Origin of the sequence: Falsiporphyromonas endometrii, assembly GCF_042654485.1 — a bacterium.
Classification (GTDB): domain Bacteria; phylum Bacteroidota; class Bacteroidia; order Bacteroidales; family Porphyromonadaceae; genus Porphyromonas; species Porphyromonas endometrii.
The window spans coordinates 1-18,167 of sequence record NZ_JBHSGO010000188.1 but is presented as its reverse complement, the minus strand read 5'-3'; the positions used below and the strand labels follow the sequence as shown (position 1 = coordinate 18,167).

14 protein-coding genes are annotated in these 18,167 nt (G+C 41.9%); 5 read left to right on the top strand and 9 right to left on the bottom strand.

Features of this window, described 5'->3' with window-relative positions:
- Positions 1-174: 174 nt before the first annotated feature.
- Positions 175-1,071, bottom strand: coding sequence for a site-specific tyrosine recombinase XerD (gene xerD, locus ACFO3G_RS06660; RefSeq protein WP_380079191.1), 897 nt, complete (start codon positions 1,069-1,071; stop codon positions 175-177).
- 3 nt (positions 1,072-1,074) lie between these two features.
- Between xerD and ACFO3G_RS06655 the strand changes: the two genes are divergently transcribed.
- On the top strand, positions 1,075-1,227 hold the full coding sequence (locus ACFO3G_RS06655; protein ID WP_380079189.1) for a hypothetical protein: 153 nt from the start codon (positions 1,075-1,077) through the stop codon (positions 1,225-1,227).
- Here ACFO3G_RS06655 and pyk read toward each other — a convergent pair.
- From pyk to ACFO3G_RS06615, 8 genes are all read right to left on the bottom strand, one after another.
- Positions 1,205-2,632, bottom strand: a complete 1,428-nt coding sequence (gene pyk, locus ACFO3G_RS06650; RefSeq protein ID WP_380079187.1) for a pyruvate kinase — start codon at positions 2,630-2,632, stop codon at positions 1,205-1,207. The genes ACFO3G_RS06655 and pyk overlap by 23 nt on opposite strands.
- Positions 2,629-3,069, bottom strand: coding sequence for a type II 3-dehydroquinate dehydratase (locus ACFO3G_RS06645; RefSeq protein ID WP_380079185.1), 441 nt, complete (start codon positions 3,067-3,069; stop codon positions 2,629-2,631). Before ACFO3G_RS06645 ends, pyk begins: the two co-directional genes overlap by 4 nt.
- A 253-nt stretch (positions 3,070-3,322) precedes the next feature.
- Positions 3,323-4,822 (bottom strand): glycoside hydrolase family 10-like protein, encoded by a 1,500-nt coding sequence (locus ACFO3G_RS06640; protein WP_380079183.1) that lies wholly within the window; start codon positions 4,820-4,822, stop codon positions 3,323-3,325.
- A 103-nt stretch (positions 4,823-4,925) separates the two neighbouring features.
- Entirely contained in the window at positions 4,926-5,387 is a 462-nt protein-coding gene (locus ACFO3G_RS06635; RefSeq protein ID WP_380079181.1) for a PaaI family thioesterase, read from the bottom strand.
- A 74-nt stretch (positions 5,388-5,461) separates the two neighbouring features.
- The gene (rfbB, locus tag ACFO3G_RS06630) at positions 5,462-6,595 is read right to left on the bottom strand and encodes a dTDP-glucose 4,6-dehydratase (RefSeq protein WP_380079179.1); all 1,134 of its coding nucleotides are present in this window, start codon (positions 6,593-6,595) and stop codon (positions 5,462-5,464) included.
- An 11-nt stretch (positions 6,596-6,606) separates the two neighbouring features.
- A complete protein-coding gene (rfbC, locus tag ACFO3G_RS06625; protein WP_380079177.1) occupies positions 6,607-7,167 on the bottom strand; it encodes a dTDP-4-dehydrorhamnose 3,5-epimerase in 561 nt (186 codons plus the stop codon).
- A gap of 112 nt (positions 7,168-7,279) precedes the next feature.
- Positions 7,280-8,761: a proline--tRNA ligase gene (proS, locus tag ACFO3G_RS06620; protein WP_380079175.1), complete on the bottom strand. Its 1,482-nt coding sequence runs from the start codon at positions 8,759-8,761 to the stop codon at positions 7,280-7,282.
- 946 nt (positions 8,762-9,707) lie between these two features.
- Positions 9,708-9,977 (bottom strand): hypothetical protein, encoded by a 270-nt coding sequence (locus ACFO3G_RS06615; protein WP_380079173.1) that lies wholly within the window; start codon positions 9,975-9,977, stop codon positions 9,708-9,710.
- A 329-nt stretch (positions 9,978-10,306) separates the two neighbouring features.
- Between ACFO3G_RS06615 and ACFO3G_RS06610 the strand changes: the two genes are divergently transcribed.
- The 4 genes from ACFO3G_RS06610 (at position 10,307) to purD (ending at position 17,682) form a co-directional block, all read left to right on the top strand.
- The gene (locus ACFO3G_RS06610; RefSeq protein ID WP_380079171.1) at positions 10,307-12,061 is read left to right on the top strand and encodes a phospho-sugar mutase; all 1,755 of its coding nucleotides are present in this window, start codon (positions 10,307-10,309) and stop codon (positions 12,059-12,061) included.
- 191 nt (positions 12,062-12,252) lie between these two features.
- Positions 12,253-13,965, top strand: a complete 1,713-nt coding sequence (locus tag ACFO3G_RS06605) for a THUMP domain-containing class I SAM-dependent RNA methyltransferase (RefSeq protein WP_380079169.1) — start codon at positions 12,253-12,255, stop codon at positions 13,963-13,965.
- Between the two features lie 38 nt (positions 13,966-14,003).
- On the top strand, positions 14,004-16,211 hold the full coding sequence (locus ACFO3G_RS06600; RefSeq protein WP_380079167.1) for a S9 family peptidase: 2,208 nt from the start codon (positions 14,004-14,006) through the stop codon (positions 16,209-16,211).
- A 106-nt stretch (positions 16,212-16,317) separates the two neighbouring features.
- Positions 16,318-17,682: a phosphoribosylamine--glycine ligase gene (gene purD, locus ACFO3G_RS06595; protein WP_380079165.1), complete on the top strand. Its 1,365-nt coding sequence runs from the start codon at positions 16,318-16,320 to the stop codon at positions 17,680-17,682.
- Positions 17,683-18,167: the final 485 nt, after the last annotated feature.

Sequence of the window (18,167 nt, the reverse complement as noted above, 5' to 3'; positions counted from 1 at the left end):
TGTGCGAATAGTGTTATATTTGCCATGAAAAGGGTGGTTGGTGACAGCTCTTGGAGCTGTTCTTTTTTGTTCAATACAAACCTACCCTTTTCTTTTTATTCGTCAAAAACGTTTAGGACACTATTGCATTCAAACATATTGAAGGTTAGATTATTTCGAATAAACTCAAGAGAACTACTGATTGCTTGGATGAAATCTTTCGATCTGCTTCCTAAGCTGTTCTCTATCGATGTGGGTATAGATTTGAGTTGTAGCTATACTCTCATGTCCGAGCATCATCTGAATAGCCTGCAGATTGGCTCCCCCCTCAAGAAGATGAGTAGCAAAAGAGTGTCTGAATGTATGTGGAGAAATGTTTTTGTCAATACCTGCAAACTCTCCCAATTCCTTAACAATATGAAAAACCATTATCCTTGAGATTGCCTTACCACGCTTACTTAAAAACAGATATTGCTCTTGACCTCTTTGAGGCTTGGGCAACTCATCCATTCGACTGACGTAAGCTTTGATATAATTGATAGAGGCATCGCTCATAGGTACGAGACGTTCCTTTCGACCTTTGCCGGGAACTTTGATATAAGCATCCTCCAAAAAGACATTGTTGAATGTAAGATTACAAAGTTCGGAGACACGCAAACCGCACGAATACAAAAGTTCTATCATAGCTCTATTCCTTAGCCCCATAGCCGAATCGGTATCAATCGAATTTAGAATACGATCTATCTCCTCAACGGTCAAGACCTCCGGGAGTCTGCTATCCAACTTAGGCGACTCCAAAAGTTCAGAAGGGTCTGCATCCATATACTCCTCCAAAAGAAGATATTTATAGAAGCATCTGATCCCGGCAATCACCCGGGCAATAGACTTTACCGATATACCAAGATCATATAGAGAGGCAACAAAGTTTTGAAGATCTTCATAAGTAATATCGACAACGGATTTGCCAATCTCTTCTGAATAATCAACAAGCTTAGCGGCATCATGCTGATAAGCATCGCAGCTATTTGGAGTCAAGTTGAGCTCCAAACGAAGATAGTTTTGATATTGTTTTAATACTTCGGAAGTGTTCATAGTATGAAGGTAAAGATAAAATCAGACAAATTGAGCATATTGAACGAAGGCAATATTCCGACAAAACAAAGGCTGTCTCGTCCAAATCTGAAGAGACAGCCTTTGCCATTCACCGACCTTTATATGATTATTGTTACCAGCAACGACGCTCGATAATGCTTTTAACCGCATCTATCTCAAGTCCCGTAGCCGAACTTTTTCTTCCCGGCTTACCACTGATATATGCTATCAAATCGTCGTCTTCAATAAAATGAGAAACGACCAAAGCTTTTAATGCCCCCGATAGGTTTTCCAGTTTTCCTTTTTCCAAGGGTTGATATTCAGCCCATACACCATAGCTAAGGGAGAGATGTCTGATCAAATGCTCGCTATAACATATTGCATACACCGGCACACGCCCTCTGTAAGCAGATATTGTCCTTGCCGAACGACCTGTAAATGAGTCTACAATAATGGCTTTGACTCCCAACTTTGATACAGACTTCACGGCCTGCTTAGCCAAGAATGAAGTTGTATCAATATTTTCTTCACGAATAGGTATTCTCAAATCATTTGCCTCTAACTTGGCTTTCTCCGATTCGACAATAATCTTTGCCATCGTCTTGACCGCTTCGATCGGATATTTACCTTTCGCCGTCTCACCACTTAGCATCACTGCATCAGCCCTGTTATAAATGGCATTTGCCACATCGGTCACCTCAGCTCGGGTAGGTCTTGGGTTCTCTATCATTGAATGCAACATCTGAGTAGCCACAATGACCGGCTTACGATGTTCGATACTCTTACGAATAAGCAATCTCTGTATTGCAGGGATCTTCTCCTGAGGTACCTCAATACCCAAATCTCCTCTCGCCACAAGCAAACCATAAGCAGTATCCAAAATTTCATCAACATTATCTACACCTTCTTGATTCTCAATCTTGGCGATTACCTTAACGTGGCTATGGGCACGCTCCAATATCTCTTGCACATCCCTGACATCTTGCTTGGTCCTGACAAATGAATGTGCTATAAAATCTATTTTCTTACGAATAGCATAGTCAATAAACCGTTTGTCTTTGTCTGACAGAGAAGGCAGACTCATACGGACACCGGGCACATTGACACCTTTGCGGCTACCAACTTCACCATCATTAAGGGCCTTACAATACAAACGGCCATCGATCTTGTCAAGCACCTGTAGTTCAAGAAGACCATCATCAATCAAAATCTCACTTCCTACAGCAATGTCCTGAACAAAATCGGCATAGTTGACACATATACATTCTTTTGTAGAAATTCCCTGTGGATTGCCTTCAATATAAAAGTTGTCACCTGTCTTATACGCTATTGACTCGGCACAGGCTGTCGTTCGCACCTCCGGCCCCTTTGTATCAATCAAGATACCTACATAAGGAGAGATAGAGCGCACACGATCAATCACCTTATCCATCCCCGCTTCATCCATATGAGCCGAGTTGAGCCTAACAACATTGACTCCGGCATCAATCAAGCTCTTAAGAAAATCAACCTCACACCTAAGATCTGAGATGGTCGCTACAATTTTTGTCTGTTTCATCATTCTACTTGTTTATTTATATGATCAAGCAGTGCATAACATCCCAATGTATATGAGAATAGACCAAATCCCGAGATTGACCCCACACAGGCGGAGGCAATCAATGAAGTCCTGCGAATCTCCTCTCGAGATGCGACATTGCTAATATGGACTTCAACCACGGGGATCGAAACAGCACGGATAGCATCAGCCAAAGCCAGAGATGTATGCGTATAAGCACCGGCATTAAACACTACACCATCAATACCCTCTTCTTGGGCTTGATACAAGCGATCGATGAGTTCTCCCTCATGATTGCTTTGGAAATAACTAAAGCGAATGTTTTGAAAGCCGGCTGACAGCTCTTGATAGAAACTGTCAAAGCTTCTACTACCATATATCTTAGGCTCTCTTGTGCCTATCACATGCAAATTGGGTCCGTTCAAAATTAGGATATTCATCACTGCTTACTAAAGTTAATTAAAATCACATTGTGCCAATAGTTCAAAGGAGTTTCCAAAGTTCTGAATTTCTCTATCCATAGAAATTTAATAGCACAATAACTATGCACAAAGATAACCTTTAGGAAACGATAAACTATCTGATATTGTTGCTATTTGATAAATCTTTTGTTTCGAAACAATGACATTCCGAATTGAGAGATATAATCAGACTATACCTCTTCAGTAGATTATGAATATGATATGTATCCCGTTACAAAGTGATGACAATCTTTTGGGGCTTACTTTCATTTTTGAATCTATCCAAAGCTGTAACAAGGCAGGTATATTTTCCTTTTCCCAAGCTGTAAGGCAGGATAAGTTGTGACTTGGGTCCCACATATATGATATACTGCGAATAGTCGGTAGTTACTTTATGGCCTTTTGGAATTAGATAAACGACATAAAACTGTGGCGTAATTGGATCACAAGGCTCAGAGGTATTGAGCCATGAAAGACGATATCCTGTGGCTACCCTTTCGGCAGTAAGTCCCTTTACCTTAGGCACTTTGTGCTTAAACTTTGATGATGGCTCTATGAGGGCAATTGTACTCTGATAGATTGTTCTTAAGGAATCGGCTATTCCCCCAGTATTGTTGACAACCTCATTGGCCGGCCAATAAATAATACCCTTGGCCAGTTTCCTCGTCATCTCCACCTTTTGTCTAAGCTGTTTTTCATTCATGGTTCTTTTGACATCAATACCGAAGTAGAGGTCTGTGGTCGGATAAGTATGCCTATTCCACCAATGAGCCAACTCCGAAAAGTCTGCCACCTTATGACCTATTGCCCAATACAGCTGCGGGGCTATATAGTCAATGTTATTAGAAGCCTCCCATTGAAGGACATCTGCAAAGAGATCATCATAATTCTGAAGTCCCCCGGTATTGCTTCCTATTGCAGACGACCGTTTGTTGCGATAGATACCAAACGGGCTCACTCCAAACTTAACCCAAGGCTTCGTATGGGCAATCGTTTGCTTGACATCTGCTATCAAACGATTGACATTATCTCTTCGCCAATCGGAAATATTCGAAAAACCCCTTCCATACCTTCTGAAAGTATCGTCATCTTGAAATCTCAAACCTGCTACGGGGTAAGGATAAAAATAATCATCCATATGAAGAGCATCTATATCATATCTCAAAACAATGTCTGTAACCACTTTGCAGATATGCTCACGGCACGCCGGAATACCGGGATTGTAAAAAAGCTGATTGTTGTAGCTTACACACCAATCGGGATGCTGCACAGCCGGGTGGTTTGAAGACATCGGCACAGACTGATTGGCAGCTGCTCTATATGGATTGATCCAAGCGTGAAGCTCCATACCTCTCTCATGACAAAGCTCTATCATATAGGCCAAAGGATCCCAGTAAGGAGAGGGCGCTTTGCCTTGAGTCTTTGTAAGGAAACGACTCCATGGCTCATAGCCGGACTGATAAAAGGCATCCCCTTCGGGCCTCACCTGAAAAATCACAGCATTGCATCCGGCACGATGAAGAGCCTCTACTCTTTTTTGGAGTAGTTGCTTCACCGCATCAGTACTAAGATTGGCATATTCACTCTGATAGACAGTCTGGATCCACGCTCCTCGAAATTCGTACTTTGGAGGAAATCCAACCGATGAATCAAAACCTTTCTTAGAGGCACATGAAGATAAAGCCACAATCAGCACGATGAGAAGCATCGAGCGTGTCCATTTTAGTCTCATTGACAGATACTTTTTGATGTCCTAATACTTTTACAATCAAAGCTAACAATCCCTTTTGGAACTGTTAGCTTCGAAAATCTCTTTTAAGAATGTTACAAAAACCTTATAGTCCCACTGCTACCATAGTAGACTCAGCACACAATTTATCCCCTGCGAAGAGTTGCATCTTAAGCACTACCTTACGCTCACCAAGCTCTATTGGCTCAGCTATGACTGTCAGCTCAACACCTTGCGGAGTGGGCTTTCTAAAATCCACCTCAAGATGAGCCGTAACAAACCTTCTTATCACAGTCTCTTCATTAAAAGGCAAACCTTTGTCCACCAAATGAAAATAGGCAGCCGATGCGGTACCATGACAATCAAAAAGCATTGCTATCATCCCTCCATAGACATTGTGGGGATGCCCACCGCTAAACTTCTTGTCGGGGGTAAAGGTACACTTGGTTTGCTTTCCCTCATTGATTGGATACGACTTAATATGAAGTCCCTCTTCATTTTTAGGACCACAGCCAAAACAATGCTGATAGTCCTGATCATAAGTTTGTTGAATATAAACCGGTTCCATAAATAGTATATTGGTTAAACTCAATAAATGCTTTTTCTTTCTATCGACAATTTGGGTTAAAATAGATAACTGTCTTACCTATTCGAATACATCTTGCTATAATAGTTTTGATAATCACCCTCAACAATGTCTTTTACCCAATCTTGATGCTCCAGATACCACCTAACAGTCTTCACGATACCTTGAGGAAACTTAGTCGTTGGTTGCCAACCAAGCTCTCCATGTATTTTGGAGGGATCGATAGCGTACCTTGCATCATGCCCCAATCTATCTTTGACAAAGGTGATTAGCCCTTCTGAGATCCAAGATACATCAGCCCTTTTTGCCTCTTCCACACGAAGCAATTCACGATACTTAGGCTCCTCTTCCATCAACTGTCGTACGGTACGAAGGATAATCTTGACCAACTCCAAGTTGGAATACTCATTGTGGCCACCAATATTATACGCCTCCCCTACTCTTCCTCCATGAAGGACCTTATAGATAGCTCGGCAATGATCTTCTACATACAGCCAATCGCGCACATTGGAACCATCTCCATAGATAGGCAAAGGCTTAGACTGAAGAATATTGTTTAGCACCAAAGGGATAAGCTTTTCGGGGAACTGATACGGCCCATAATTGTTTGAGCAACGAGTAATCACTGCCGGAAGGTGAAAGGTCTCAACCGAAGCCAAGGTTATCAAATCGGCAGAAGACTTGGCAGCACTGTAAGGGCTTCGAGGCTTAAGTGGCATATCTTCGGTAAAAAATCCCTCCTTACCCAAACTGCCATAGACCTCATCTGTTGACACCTGAAGATAACGACAACCCTCTTTCCATATAGGATAGCCCTTATCATCTTTCGCTACAACCCAAGCTTTTCTTACAGCATCTAACAAGACCTGTACACCCAAGATATTACTTTTAATAAAGATCTGTGGGTCTTCTATACTCCTGTCCACATGACTCTCTGCAGCAAAATTGACCACAAAGGTTGGTTGGTACTTATCAAATATATTAGAGATAGCCTCCGCATCGCAGATATCGGCCTTACAAAAGGCAAAACGAGCGGTATCTTCCATCAAGTCAGCAATAGAAGCCAAATTGCCGGCATAGGTCAAGCTATCGACCACCACAATAAAAGCATCAGGCTCGGCTTCTCTGAGATAGTGAACAAAGTTAGCTCCGATAAAACCGGCAGCACCTGTCACAAGATATGTGTTCATAGTATAGAGAATTAATTTTGATCAATATATTCTTTCAATGAGATACCGTTCTGATCCTTGCTACTCATATTGAATGTTTCAACATATGGAGCCAACTCGGACCAGGCAATATCTATATCCGGATCATCATAAGAGATACAACATTCGCTCTGAGGTGCATACAAATTGTCAACCTTGTACTGAAATACAGCCTCTTCACTTAGTACAATATAACCATGAGCAAAATGACGAGGAACAAAAAACTCAAAATGATTGTCCTCACTCAGCTCCACAGCCTCATATTGACCAAAGGTAGATGAGCCTTTTCGCAAATCAACTGCTATATCAATAATACGCCCTCTTACACAGCGAACGAGCTTAGCTTGGGAGTCATCTCCCTTCTGCAAATGCAAACCTCTGAGAACACCAAATGAAGATCTGGATTCGTTTTCTTGCACAAAGTTGACCTTCTGTCCAACGGCATCTTCAAAGTCTTTTTGTCTAAAACTCTCAAAAAAGTAGCCACGATTGTCTCTAAAAATCCTTGGCTTCATAAGAAGAAGGCCATCTATCGATAGCTTTTCAAATGTCATATCCTTCCTAAATTAAGATTGTTGTTGATTACAAGAGCAATTATAAGATAGACCAAAGGGGATGCGACATAAGTCCATTATGACACAACCCCTTCGTAGATCTCATCAAAAATCAATAAGCACGAGCAAACAAAGCACGACACTTAGAGGGCTTACCGGTAAGCATATCCACACCCGGAGTCTTGTCTCCCTCCAATGGGATACAACGAATAGTAGCCTTGGTCTCCTCCTTGATACGAGCCTCTGTCTCTGCTGTGCCATCCCAGTGAGCCAAGATAAATCCACCCTCTTCGATCTTCTCCTTAAACTCTTCGTAAGAATCAACAGTGATCGTGTGAGCTTCACGATACTTAAGGGCTTTCTGATAAATATTTGCCTGAATATCTTTTAGTAGAGTGTCGATATATTCAGCCAAGCCCTCCATTGGACGAACCTCCTTGGTCAATGTATCACGACGAGCAATCTCAATCGTTCCATTCTCAAGATCTCTCGCTCCCAAAGCCAAACGAACAGGGACACCCTTGAGTTCGTATTCGCTAAATTTCCAACCCGGCTTCTTAGTGTCGTTATTATCAAACTTCACCGTAATACCAAGTTTTTTGAGAGATGCCATAATCTCTTCGGCCTTAGCTGAAACAGCGGCTCTCTGCTCTTCACTCTTATAAATAGGAACTATCACAACCTGGAATGGAGCCAATTTGGGAGGCAAAACCAAACCATTGTCATCCGAATGGCTCATAATAAGAGCACCCATCAAACGGGTCGAAACACCCCAGCTGGTAGCCCAAACATATTTCTGCTCACCATCCTTATCTGTAAAGGTCACATTAAAGGCTTTGGCAAAATTCTGACCCAAGAAGTGAGAGGTACCACACTGAAGAGCCTTACCATCCTGCATCAAACCCTCGATAGTATATGTATCCAAAGCTCCGGCAAAACGTTCGGTCTCACTCTTGACACCTCTCACAACCGGCATAGCCATATAGTTTTCGGCAAAGTCAGCATAAACCTCAAGCATCTTCTTAGCCTCTTCCTCAGCCTCCTCTTTGGTTGCATGAGCTGTATGACCCTCTTGCCATAAAAATTCGGCCGTACGAAGGAATAGACGGGTACGCATCTCCCATCTTACCACATTGGCCCACTGGTTACAAAGAATAGGCAAATCACGATAGCTCGTAATCCAATTCTTATAAGTACTCCAAATAATAGTCTCAGAAGTTGGACGAACAATCAACTCCTCATCCAATTTGGCCTGGGGATCGACCACCACCCCATCGCCATCAGGATTGGTCTTAAGACGATAATGGGTCACCACCGCACATTCTTTGGCAAAACCCTCTACGTGCTCTGCTTCGCGACTAAGATAGCTCTTGGGGATAAAGAGAGGAAAATAGGCATTGCTATGACCGGTCTCCTTAAACATATCATCCAAAAAACGTTGCATCTTCTCCCAGATAGCATAGCCATAAGGTTTGATTACCATACACCCTCTAACAGCCGAGTTTTCGGCAAGATCTGCCTTGATAACAAGGTCTTGATACCATTGTGAGTAATTCTCTGAGCGTGATGTTAGCTCTTTAAGTTCTTTTGCCATAAATTATATTTCGTTTTTATCTTTTGCTTATACAAGGGCCATACAAATAATACACAGCCATAATATCGCAAAGGTAATCCTTTTTCACCTAAAGAAAATACTATACCAGCATGAGAAGAAAAGTGAAAATAGCCCCATTTAAATACACCAATAAAGCCAATAACAACACAAACATATCTAAATCCAAACAAGTCGATAGAGAAAAAGCAGATTTATAAAGTTAGTTCGATCTAATTTCATAAAGACAGTTTGCAATCAAACAGTACACAATTCAAATTGTAAATAACTACCTATTTAGTACCTTAGTCGGTGCATTCACACTGGTGATGAGCAATCCGAATTATAAAAAATTGTTGTGAATAGCTTTCAATTTCGTACTTTAGTCGGTGCATTCACACTTGGAATGCACTGAAACTAAAGTATATTAGTCCGTTATCTTCTATTTTCAGCATAAAAATCACTTCTTATTTTTTATCCATTTGTAGCTTTTTCTGTTTATAGTTTAGGCACAAAATTTCATTCATTCACTTTTCAGAAGGTCATTATCTAATCTCAATAACCTCAATTTAAATACAAATAAGTCGATAGAAAGAGATCAGATTTATAAAGTTAGTTGGATCAAATTTCAGCATATTAGCTAAATAATGTAAATACATTAAGGTGCATTTTCATGCAAAAGCAGCCTGTTTTTGAGCTCAATAAAGGCCATTTCTTCTATAAAAATCAGAGCGAAGGAAAATTTGTCGGCTTTGCTAAATGTTAATTTATATAAAGTGCTATTTTTATTTGTCTTTCGCCGGCTTAAAAATCGGCTTTAGGCCGCCTTTTTTGGAAGGTCGCGCGACTTGCAATCCATTCTCGCGCGACCTTATTTGTTAAAATAGCGCATAAAAAAGCCCGTTTCGTACTATAAAAACGGGCAAAGTCGGCAAAAGGTCAAGTGACCCTAACCCTCGAATTTGTGAATTTGAAGTTGAATCAGTGTTGTTTCAGTAGCTTTTTGAGCATTAGAACAGGTAACAGTATTTAACAAAAAATCCCCTCTCATGACGAGCTTCACAGCCCAATCATAAAGGACATTCTTAAGATTATATTTGATAGTTATTGGGGCATTGATTTGTTCCTCGTCGATAAGACATATCTTACCCTCTTGAAGGAATGATCCTCCAAGCAAAACAATCATCAAAAGAAAGGTAAGTAACAAGATTATCTCCATGGTATCTGTCTTTATCGGTGACTAAGATACTAAAAAGGATTATCTTTAGCAATGGAAGGTTCGGTTTAAGATACATAGCAACCGCCTTAAATTGTCAGAAAAGCTGCTTAAAAGGTTCCTTTAAGTCTTTGGTTTGTGCTCTGCCCTTTAGCAAAATACCTATCTTTGCAGGAGAGAGTCATTTTGGCTCTTAAGCTTTGGCATATTAAAGCTATAACAATCTATAATTTGCCTAAGGCAAGTGGGATAAGAAAGGTTTTGGACTAACAACCAATAGCCGGTCTATCTTACCACAACGACATAAGAAACAACAATATATATTGTATGATATGGAACAAAATGAATTATTAACAACCGTAAGATCAAAAGCGCAGCTTTGGTTAAGCAACCGCTATGACGAAAAGACCCGCACATCTGTACAAGCTATGTTGGACAATCCTGACAACACTGAGCTTATCGAGTCTTTCTATAAGGATCTTGAATTTGGTACCGGAGGTCTGAGAGGGATCATGGGTGCAGGTACCAACCGAATGAATATCTACACTGTTGGAGGAGCCACCCAAGGGTTGGCAAATTATCTTAAGAAGGAATTTGCTTCTTCTGAGAAAATTTCAGTAGTAATCGGTCATGACTGTAGAAACAACAGTCGACTTTTTGCAGAGACTGCAGCAGAGATTTTTACAGCCAATGGCATTCATGTTTATTTGTTTGAGGCATTGCGTCCTACTCCTGAGATTAGCTTTGCTATTCGTCATCTGGGTTGCCAGAGCGGTGTCATGGTCACAGCTTCTCACAACCCACCCGAATACAATGGCTATAAAGCTTATTGGAGCGACGGCAGCCAGGTAATCGCACCTCACGATCAGGGCATCATCGCAGAAGTTGGCAAGATCAAGTCCGTAGATGAGATTAAGTTTAAGGGAGACAAATCCATGATCACCATGCTTGGTGCTGAAATGGATAAGACATTTATCGATGCTGTACGTACTTTGAGTCTATCTCAAGATGCTATTAAGAAGCATCATGATCTTTCTATTGTATATACACCTATCCACGGTACAGGCGGTACCATCGTACCAAAAGCATTGGAAGCATTTGGTTTTACCAATATCCAACATGTTCCCGAGCAAGATGTCATCTCAGGAGACTTCCCCACCGTCGTATCACCCAATCCGGAAGAGCCGGCAGCCCTTAAGATGGCTATAGACCGTGCCAATGAAACCGGAGCAGATATGGTATTGGCTTCTGACCCGGATGGGGACCGTATCGGAGTGGCTGTACGCAATGACAAGGGCGAGATGGTCCTAATCAATGGTAATGAGATTTGTACTTTGATGACCTATTATAGCATTGCTCGCCGTAAGGAACTTGGAAAACTCAAGGCCAACGATTATGTCGTGAAGACTATTGTTACGACCGAGCTTATCAAAGCGATTGCAGACGACTATAATGTGACGATGTTTGACTGCTACACCGGTTTCAAATGGATTGCCAATGTTATTCGTGAATGCGAGCCCAAAGGCATGAGATATATTGGTGGCGGAGAAGAGAGCTATGGCTATCTGTGGGAAGACTTTATTCGCGACAAAAGCTCTGTGTCTGCTTGCTGTATATTCGCAGAGATGTCGGCTTGGGCACTTGAAAAAGGAATGAGCATCTATCAGCTTATCCGCTCTCTCTATGTGAAGTATGGTCTATACAAGGAAGTAGGTCTCAACATTGTTCGAAAAGGTCGCACAGGCGCTCAAGAGATTGCAGATATGATGACCAACTATCGCAGCAATCCGATGTCGCATATTGCATCTTCTCCCGTGGTGAAAGTTTATGACTATTCCACACTGGAATGCAAAGACCTTAAGACCGGCAAGGTAACCAAGCTCGATATGCCTGGAACAAGCAATGTGCTTCAGTATCGTTCAGAGGATGGATCAAAAGTATCTATCAGACCTTCCGGTACTGAGCCAAAGATTAAGTACTATATCGGACTACATGTAGCAGTCAAGGGTGAGGATTATCTTGAAGCAGCTTACGAAGAGGCAGAAAAAGCTGTGGCTCAGGTCAGAAAAGACTTAGGAAATATTTAATTTGCTTCTACAATAACAATTAAAGAAATAGTCTCACGTGCTATGCAGAAGAGATAGCATGTGGGACTTTTCTCCTTTGATTAGCAGGTTATAAGAGACTTTCATAGGACAAAACATTACACTATGGCATCTCCTTTTCGGGGGGACTGGAACCTTCGATCAACCAAAAAAGAAATAGACATAATTTAGTCATGACAGAAAAATTTGAAATGGTAGCCAAGACTCTCTACGGGTTGGAAGATGTATTGGCAGAAGAGTTAAAAGAGTTGGGTGCAGAAAATATCCAACCGGGAAGGCGCATGGTTGCTTTTGAGGGTGATAAGCGCTTCCTATACAAAGCCAATTTGCATTTGAGGACCGCCTTGAGAATCCTTAAGCCCATCCTTAAATTTAGAGCTGAAGATGCCGATCAGGTTTATGCAGCTTTGAGAGAGTTCGATTGGTCGGAGATTATGGATGTAAAAAAGACCTTCGCAGTCGATCCCGTGATCTATTCAGAGCACTTTCATCATAGTCGCTACGTAGGCTATCGTACCAAAGATGCTATTTGTGATTACTTTGTAGAGAGAGAGGGCAAACGACCATCTGTACGACTCAACAATCCGGATATACTTATCAATATCCATATCTCACATACAGACGTAACAGTTTCACTTGACAGCTCCGGGGAGAGCCTGCACAAAAGAGGATACCGAGTAGCTCAAACAGAAGCTCCACTTAGCGAAGTGCTTGCAGCCGGCATCCTTAAAATGGCCGGATGGAAAGATGAGACCGACCTGATAGACCCAATGTGCGGGTCCGGCACCTTCCTTATAGAAGCAGCACTTATGTCTGCCAATATTGCACCGGGCATCTATCGTCCGGGCTTTGCTTTTCAGTCATGGCACGATTATGACGAGGAGCTTTTTATGGAGCTCTACAATGATGACAGCGAAGAAAAAACACCTGTACATAAGATTTACGGATCCGATATCTCGCCGGAAGCTATACGCATAGCACAAAAGAATATAGCAAGAGCCGGACTTTCTAAATATATCGAATTGGAAGTCGTGCCAATGCAACAGAGACCTCAGCCAAAGGAGAAATCCCTTATCGTAACCAATCCTCCTTATGGCGAACGCTTAAGATTGTCTGACGCCAATGACCTTTATTCTATGATTGGCGAACGACTCAAACACAATTATCCGGGATGTGAAGCTTGGGTGTTGGCTTATAAGCCGGAGCATTTCGACAAAATAGGACTTAGACATAACAGACGCGAAAGTTTGATGAATGGAGCATTGGAGTGCGAACTTCGCTGCTACGAACTCTTCTCAGGTACCATGTCAGAATTTAGAAGTGAAGAGGCAAGAGAAGGTCGTCGTGAAAATCGAAGAGAAGCCAATCGCTATGATAAAAGGCAGACTCCATTCGAACGAGGAAGAAAAGATCGAACATTTGACAGAGGCAATCGATCGGGAGAAAGGAAAAGAGAAGACAACTTTGAGCGAAGGGGATATAAAGATAATGGCAAGCCTTTTGACCGAAGGAGAGCCGAAAGAGATAACTCAGAAGAATTATCAAAAACACCATACGGCAGAAGACCTGGCAGTGTGGTTACTTCTTTCTCCGAAGGTCTACAGAAGGAGGTCAAAAGATTCGACCGTGATGACAGCCAAACGGATAGAAGAGATTGCAAACCTACCACTGAAGATTTCAAACGCAAACGGAGACGGGTAAACGAATATCGCAGTGGCAAAGTATCTCAAAAAGAAGAATTGGCAAAGATTGATCGCATCCGTAGTCATCGTAAAGAAAATACCGCATGGCCCAAAGATAGACGAATGGCTCAAGAACAGACAGACGAATCTCAAGAAGATCCGTTTGCACTCATTGAAGATCAATTTAGATTAGATGAAGAATAGTCGATCTTAGAAGAACAGAAATATAAATTACATTTATCATGATACATAATTCTAAAGCCTTCTTATTAGGCTTGTTGGCAGTAATCCTGCCACTCAGTATGTCTGCACAAGAGGACAAGCACTGCAGAACATACACTTTGTCCGAGCTAATGCCCGGCAATAGTGATTTCTACCATTCTTATCCGGAATATATTCCCGGATTGCAATGGTGCGGAAACAGTTTGATGAAATACACCGCAAAAGGCATCGAACTTGTTTCGCCTCAATTTAAGGGAAGTCAAAATATCTTTGATTCAAAAGGAAAGACGACAATCAGTTATGATGAACTTAAGACAGCTCTTAAGGAGGTTGGCATAACAGATAAAATCTCCACTCCCACTGTTTTCACAACACCATCGAAGACTTTCCTCAAAGTCTCAACTGAGAAGGCTGTGTATCTATATGATGTTGCACAGAAGAAATTTGTCGCAGCTTTTGGCATCTTACCAAAAGATCTCTCTTTTATTGCCGACAATGCCGAATATGCAGCGGTAAGTCGAGATTTCAATATATATATTCTTAAGGCCTCTAAGCCTGGTGAAGCTCTCAACAAACCCATTCAAGTAACAAACGATGGCAACGAAGCATTGGTCTATGGCGATGCTGTACACCAAAGAGAGTTTGGTATCGATCATGGTATCTTCTTTAGTCCGGATGGCAAGAAGGTCGCATTTTACAGAATGGACCAATCCATGGTAGAGCCCTACCCCATCATTAATATCGATACCCGCAAAGCTACCAATGAGCCGGATCGCTATCCAATGGCAGGAATGCCTTCTCACCATGTAACATTGGGAGTTTATGATATTGCCACAGGCAAATTAACCTATATGAAAACCGGTGGTGACCCGGAGCACTTTCTGACCAATATCAGCTGGAATCCGGACAATGAAACCATCTATATAGCCGAGGTTAATCGTGACCAAAACCACTGTGACTTCAACGCTTACAATGTCAAGACAGGAGATAAGACATTGAAACTTTTTGAAGAAAATGACAAGGCTTACGAAGAGCCTTCTCATCCCTTCTATTTCGTTCCCGGCAAGAAAAACCAATTTATCTTGCAATCAAGACGAGATGGCTGGATGCAACTCTATCTATACAACACAAATGGCAAGCTTATAAGACAACTTACAAAAGGCAACTTCGAAGTGACCGAATTTTATGGCGTCGATCCCAAAGGCAAATATGCATACTTCGAAAGTACAATGGCTTCTCCCATCGAGCGCAAACTTTATCGCGTATCACTCAAAGGTGGAAAGATCGAATGTCTAACTCCGCAGTATGGTGTGCACAGGGTACAAATTGACCCCGACTTCACAGCTATCATAGACAGCTACCAAAGTCCAACTGTACCAAGGAATATCGACCTTATCAGCATAGACGGCAAAAAGAGCAGAGAAATCTTCAAAGCCCCCAATCCCGATAAGGAGATATGTATGCCCGAAATCACTGTTGGCACAATCAAGGCTGCTGACGGGAAGACCGATCTTTATTACAGATTGGTAAAGCCACTCGATTTTGATCCTAATAAGAAATATCCGGTCATTGTCTATGTATATGGAGGGCCTCACGCTCAAATGATTACCGACGGATGGAGACACAATGCCGGTGGTTGGGATATCTATATGGCAACAAAAGGATATGCCGTATTTACAGTAGACAATAGAGGTAGTGCCAATCGTGGAGCAGCTTTCGAACAAGTCATCCATCGTCAGCTCGGAAAAAATGAGATGGCAGACCAAATGAAGGGTATAGACTTCTTGAAAGCTCAAAAGTGGGTCGACCAAAACAGAATCGGCGTACATGGATGGAGCTTTGGAGGATTTATGACCACCAACCTTATGCTTACTCACCCGGATGTATTCAAAGTGGGTGTTGCCGGTGGTCCCGTTATCGACTGGTCTCTCTACGAGATTATGTACGGAGAAAGATATATGGATACTCCTCAACAAAACCCGGAAGGTTATGATGCAGCCAATCTAACCAAGCGAGCAGGCAACCTAAAAGGAAGACTACTCCTTATCCATGGCACGATAGACCCCGTAGTGGTATGGCAACACAGCTTGAGATTTGTCAAGGCTTGTGTAGACCAACACTCTTATCCCGACTATATGGTCTATCCGGGACACCCTCACAATGTGATCGGACCGGACAGAGTACACCTCTACACAACAATATCAAGATACTTCTTCGATCATTTATAATCATATCATATCTTCAGCTCAACGGCTCTTCGTTGGGCTGAAGTCTTTTTACTATCTATGAGACTCAAAGCTTTTGAGTCTTACATCAATTAAACAACATCTTTTTATGAGCATATCTTGGCATGGACTCTCTGAGGAGAGAAAGAAAACAGATAAGGTTTGGAATATCAATCAAGAGCTGGAGAATGTGCAATCTCTTAGGGTACTTCTATTGGGATCGGGCGGACGTGAATCGGCTATGGCAAGAGCTATCAGCCAAAGCTCCATGTGTGAAGCTCTCTTTATAGCTCCGGGTAATGCAGGGACTTCTCAGTACGGCAAAAACCTTCCCAACCTCAGCGGCAAAGACTTCAACGAAGTGGCACAGTTTGTCATTGACAACAACATATCTCTACTGGTTGTAGGACCGGAAGATCCTTTGGTCAACGGTATTGTGGATTTCTTTGATTCGAGAATAGACCTTAGCCATGTACTTTGTGTTGGCCCCGGCAAAAGCGGAGCAAGACTGGAAGGAAGCAAAGACTTTAGCAAGGCCTTTATGCAAAGACACCAAATCCCGACTGCTGCATATCAGAGTTTTGATCTGGAGCATTACGACGAAGCATGCAAGTTCATCGACACACTTAAGCCCCCCTATGTACTGAAAGCCGATGGTCTGGCAGCAGGCAAAGGAGTGATCATTGTTGATGATGCGGATGAAGCAAAAGCCGAACTCAAAGAGATGCTTTCGGGTATGTTTGGAGATGCCGGCAACACCGTACTCATCGAAGAATTTCTAAAAGGAATAGAATGCTCCGTATTTGTAGCAACAGATGGCGAAAACTATGTAATCCTTCCTGAAGCCAAAGACTATAAACGCATCGGTGAAGGTGATACAGGTCTCAATACGGGAGGAATGGGAAGTGTCAGCCCGGTTCCATTTGCCAACGAAACCTTTATGAAAAAGGTTGAAGATCGTGTCATTATCCCTACAATACGAGGATTGGCAGAGGAGAATATCCATTATCAAGGATTTATCTTCTGTGGTCTTATGAATGTAGATGGAGACCCTTATGTGATAGAATACAATTGTCGATTGGGTGATCCGGAAACTGAGTCTGTACTTCCAAGAATACAATCTGACTTTCTGATGCTTCTCGTTGCAATGGCTCAAGGAAATCTTAAGAACTACAAGATTAAGATTGACCCAAGGACCGTAACCACCGTTATGCTTGTCTCAGGAGGTTATCCCGGAAGCTACCCCAAGGGAATACCTATGGATATACCTAATGAGCATGAAGACACCATAATCTTTCATGCAGGGACCAAAGTGCAAGACGACTGCATCCTAACGAATGGAGGAAGAGTCATTACAGCAACTGCTTTTGGCAATTCGATACCGGAAGCTCTAAGTAAGTCATTCAGATTGGCAGAAGAGATCAAGTTTGAAGGCAAAAATTATCGCAAAGACATCGGTAAAGACCTTCTATAAAGAAGTGATCCAACATCAAAATAATCTTACTCTGTCTTCTGACAATGGCTAAAAAGCCATTTTGAATGAACAGAAAACAATAATGCGAAAAGTTTGAATACTCAACTTTTCGCATTACTTGTATATCCAAAGAAGCAGTTAATATTCCATTACACAGCTCCAATAAGATTAAATCCTATACCATATAAAATGGCTGTATCACAGATAGATAAATAGATTGGTAACTTTCAATTTGTTTTACAGGAGAGTAATATAATAAACAGAGGTGTACCATCGCAAAAATGATACACCTCTCAGAAAACGTTTCTAAATTATGAATATCAATGACATCTAATTAAGAACCTATCTTTTCGAAACCAAGGGTAGTATCCCAAAAAGTGTGTAAAGGAGGTTTATCTTTGAGTCAAAATTAATCATTTCAATTCATTGTTTTGTTCATCCGTCAGGCGGGCATGAAAAACACCGGGGGGATTGGCGTCCGCCCG

Bases quoted from the DNA above. Each gene is read 5' to 3' on its own strand.
- purD (WP_380079165.1), top strand. From the start codon at position 16,318: ATGAGCATATCTTGGCATGGACTCTCTGAGGAGAGAAAGAAAACAGAT.
- rfbB (WP_380079179.1), bottom strand. From the start codon at position 6,595: ATGAACACATATCTTGTGACAGGTGCTGCCGGTTTTATCGGAGCTAAC.
- ACFO3G_RS06635 (WP_380079181.1), bottom strand. From the start codon at position 5,387: ATGGAACCGGTTTATATTCAACAAACTTATGATCAGGACTATCAGCAT.
- ACFO3G_RS06655 (WP_380079189.1), top strand. From the start codon at position 1,075: ATGAAGGTAAAGATAAAATCAGACAAATTGAGCATATTGAACGAAGGC.
- rfbC (WP_380079177.1), bottom strand. From the start codon at position 7,167: ATGACATTTGAAAAGCTATCGATAGATGGCCTTCTTCTTATGAAGCCA.
- ACFO3G_RS06615 (WP_380079173.1), bottom strand. From the start codon at position 9,977: ATGGAGATAATCTTGTTACTTACCTTTCTTTTGATGATTGTTTTGCTT.
- proS (WP_380079175.1), bottom strand. From the start codon at position 8,761: ATGGCAAAAGAACTTAAAGAGCTAACATCACGCTCAGAGAATTACTCA.
- ACFO3G_RS06645 (WP_380079185.1), bottom strand. From the start codon at position 3,069: ATGAATATCCTAATTTTGAACGGACCCAATTTGCATGTGATAGGCACA.
- ACFO3G_RS06605 (WP_380079169.1), top strand. From the start codon at position 12,253: ATGACAGAAAAATTTGAAATGGTAGCCAAGACTCTCTACGGGTTGGAA.
- pyk (WP_380079187.1), bottom strand. From the start codon at position 2,632: ATGATGAAACAGACAAAAATTGTAGCGACCATCTCAGATCTTAGGTGT.
- xerD (WP_380079191.1), bottom strand. From the start codon at position 1,071: ATGAACACTTCCGAAGTATTAAAACAATATCAAAACTATCTTCGTTTG.
- ACFO3G_RS06600 (WP_380079167.1), top strand. From the start codon at position 14,004: ATGATACATAATTCTAAAGCCTTCTTATTAGGCTTGTTGGCAGTAATC.
- ACFO3G_RS06640 (WP_380079183.1), bottom strand. From the start codon at position 4,822: ATGAGACTAAAATGGACACGCTCGATGCTTCTCATCGTGCTGATTGTG.
- ACFO3G_RS06610 (WP_380079171.1), top strand. From the start codon at position 10,307: ATGGAACAAAATGAATTATTAACAACCGTAAGATCAAAAGCGCAGCTT.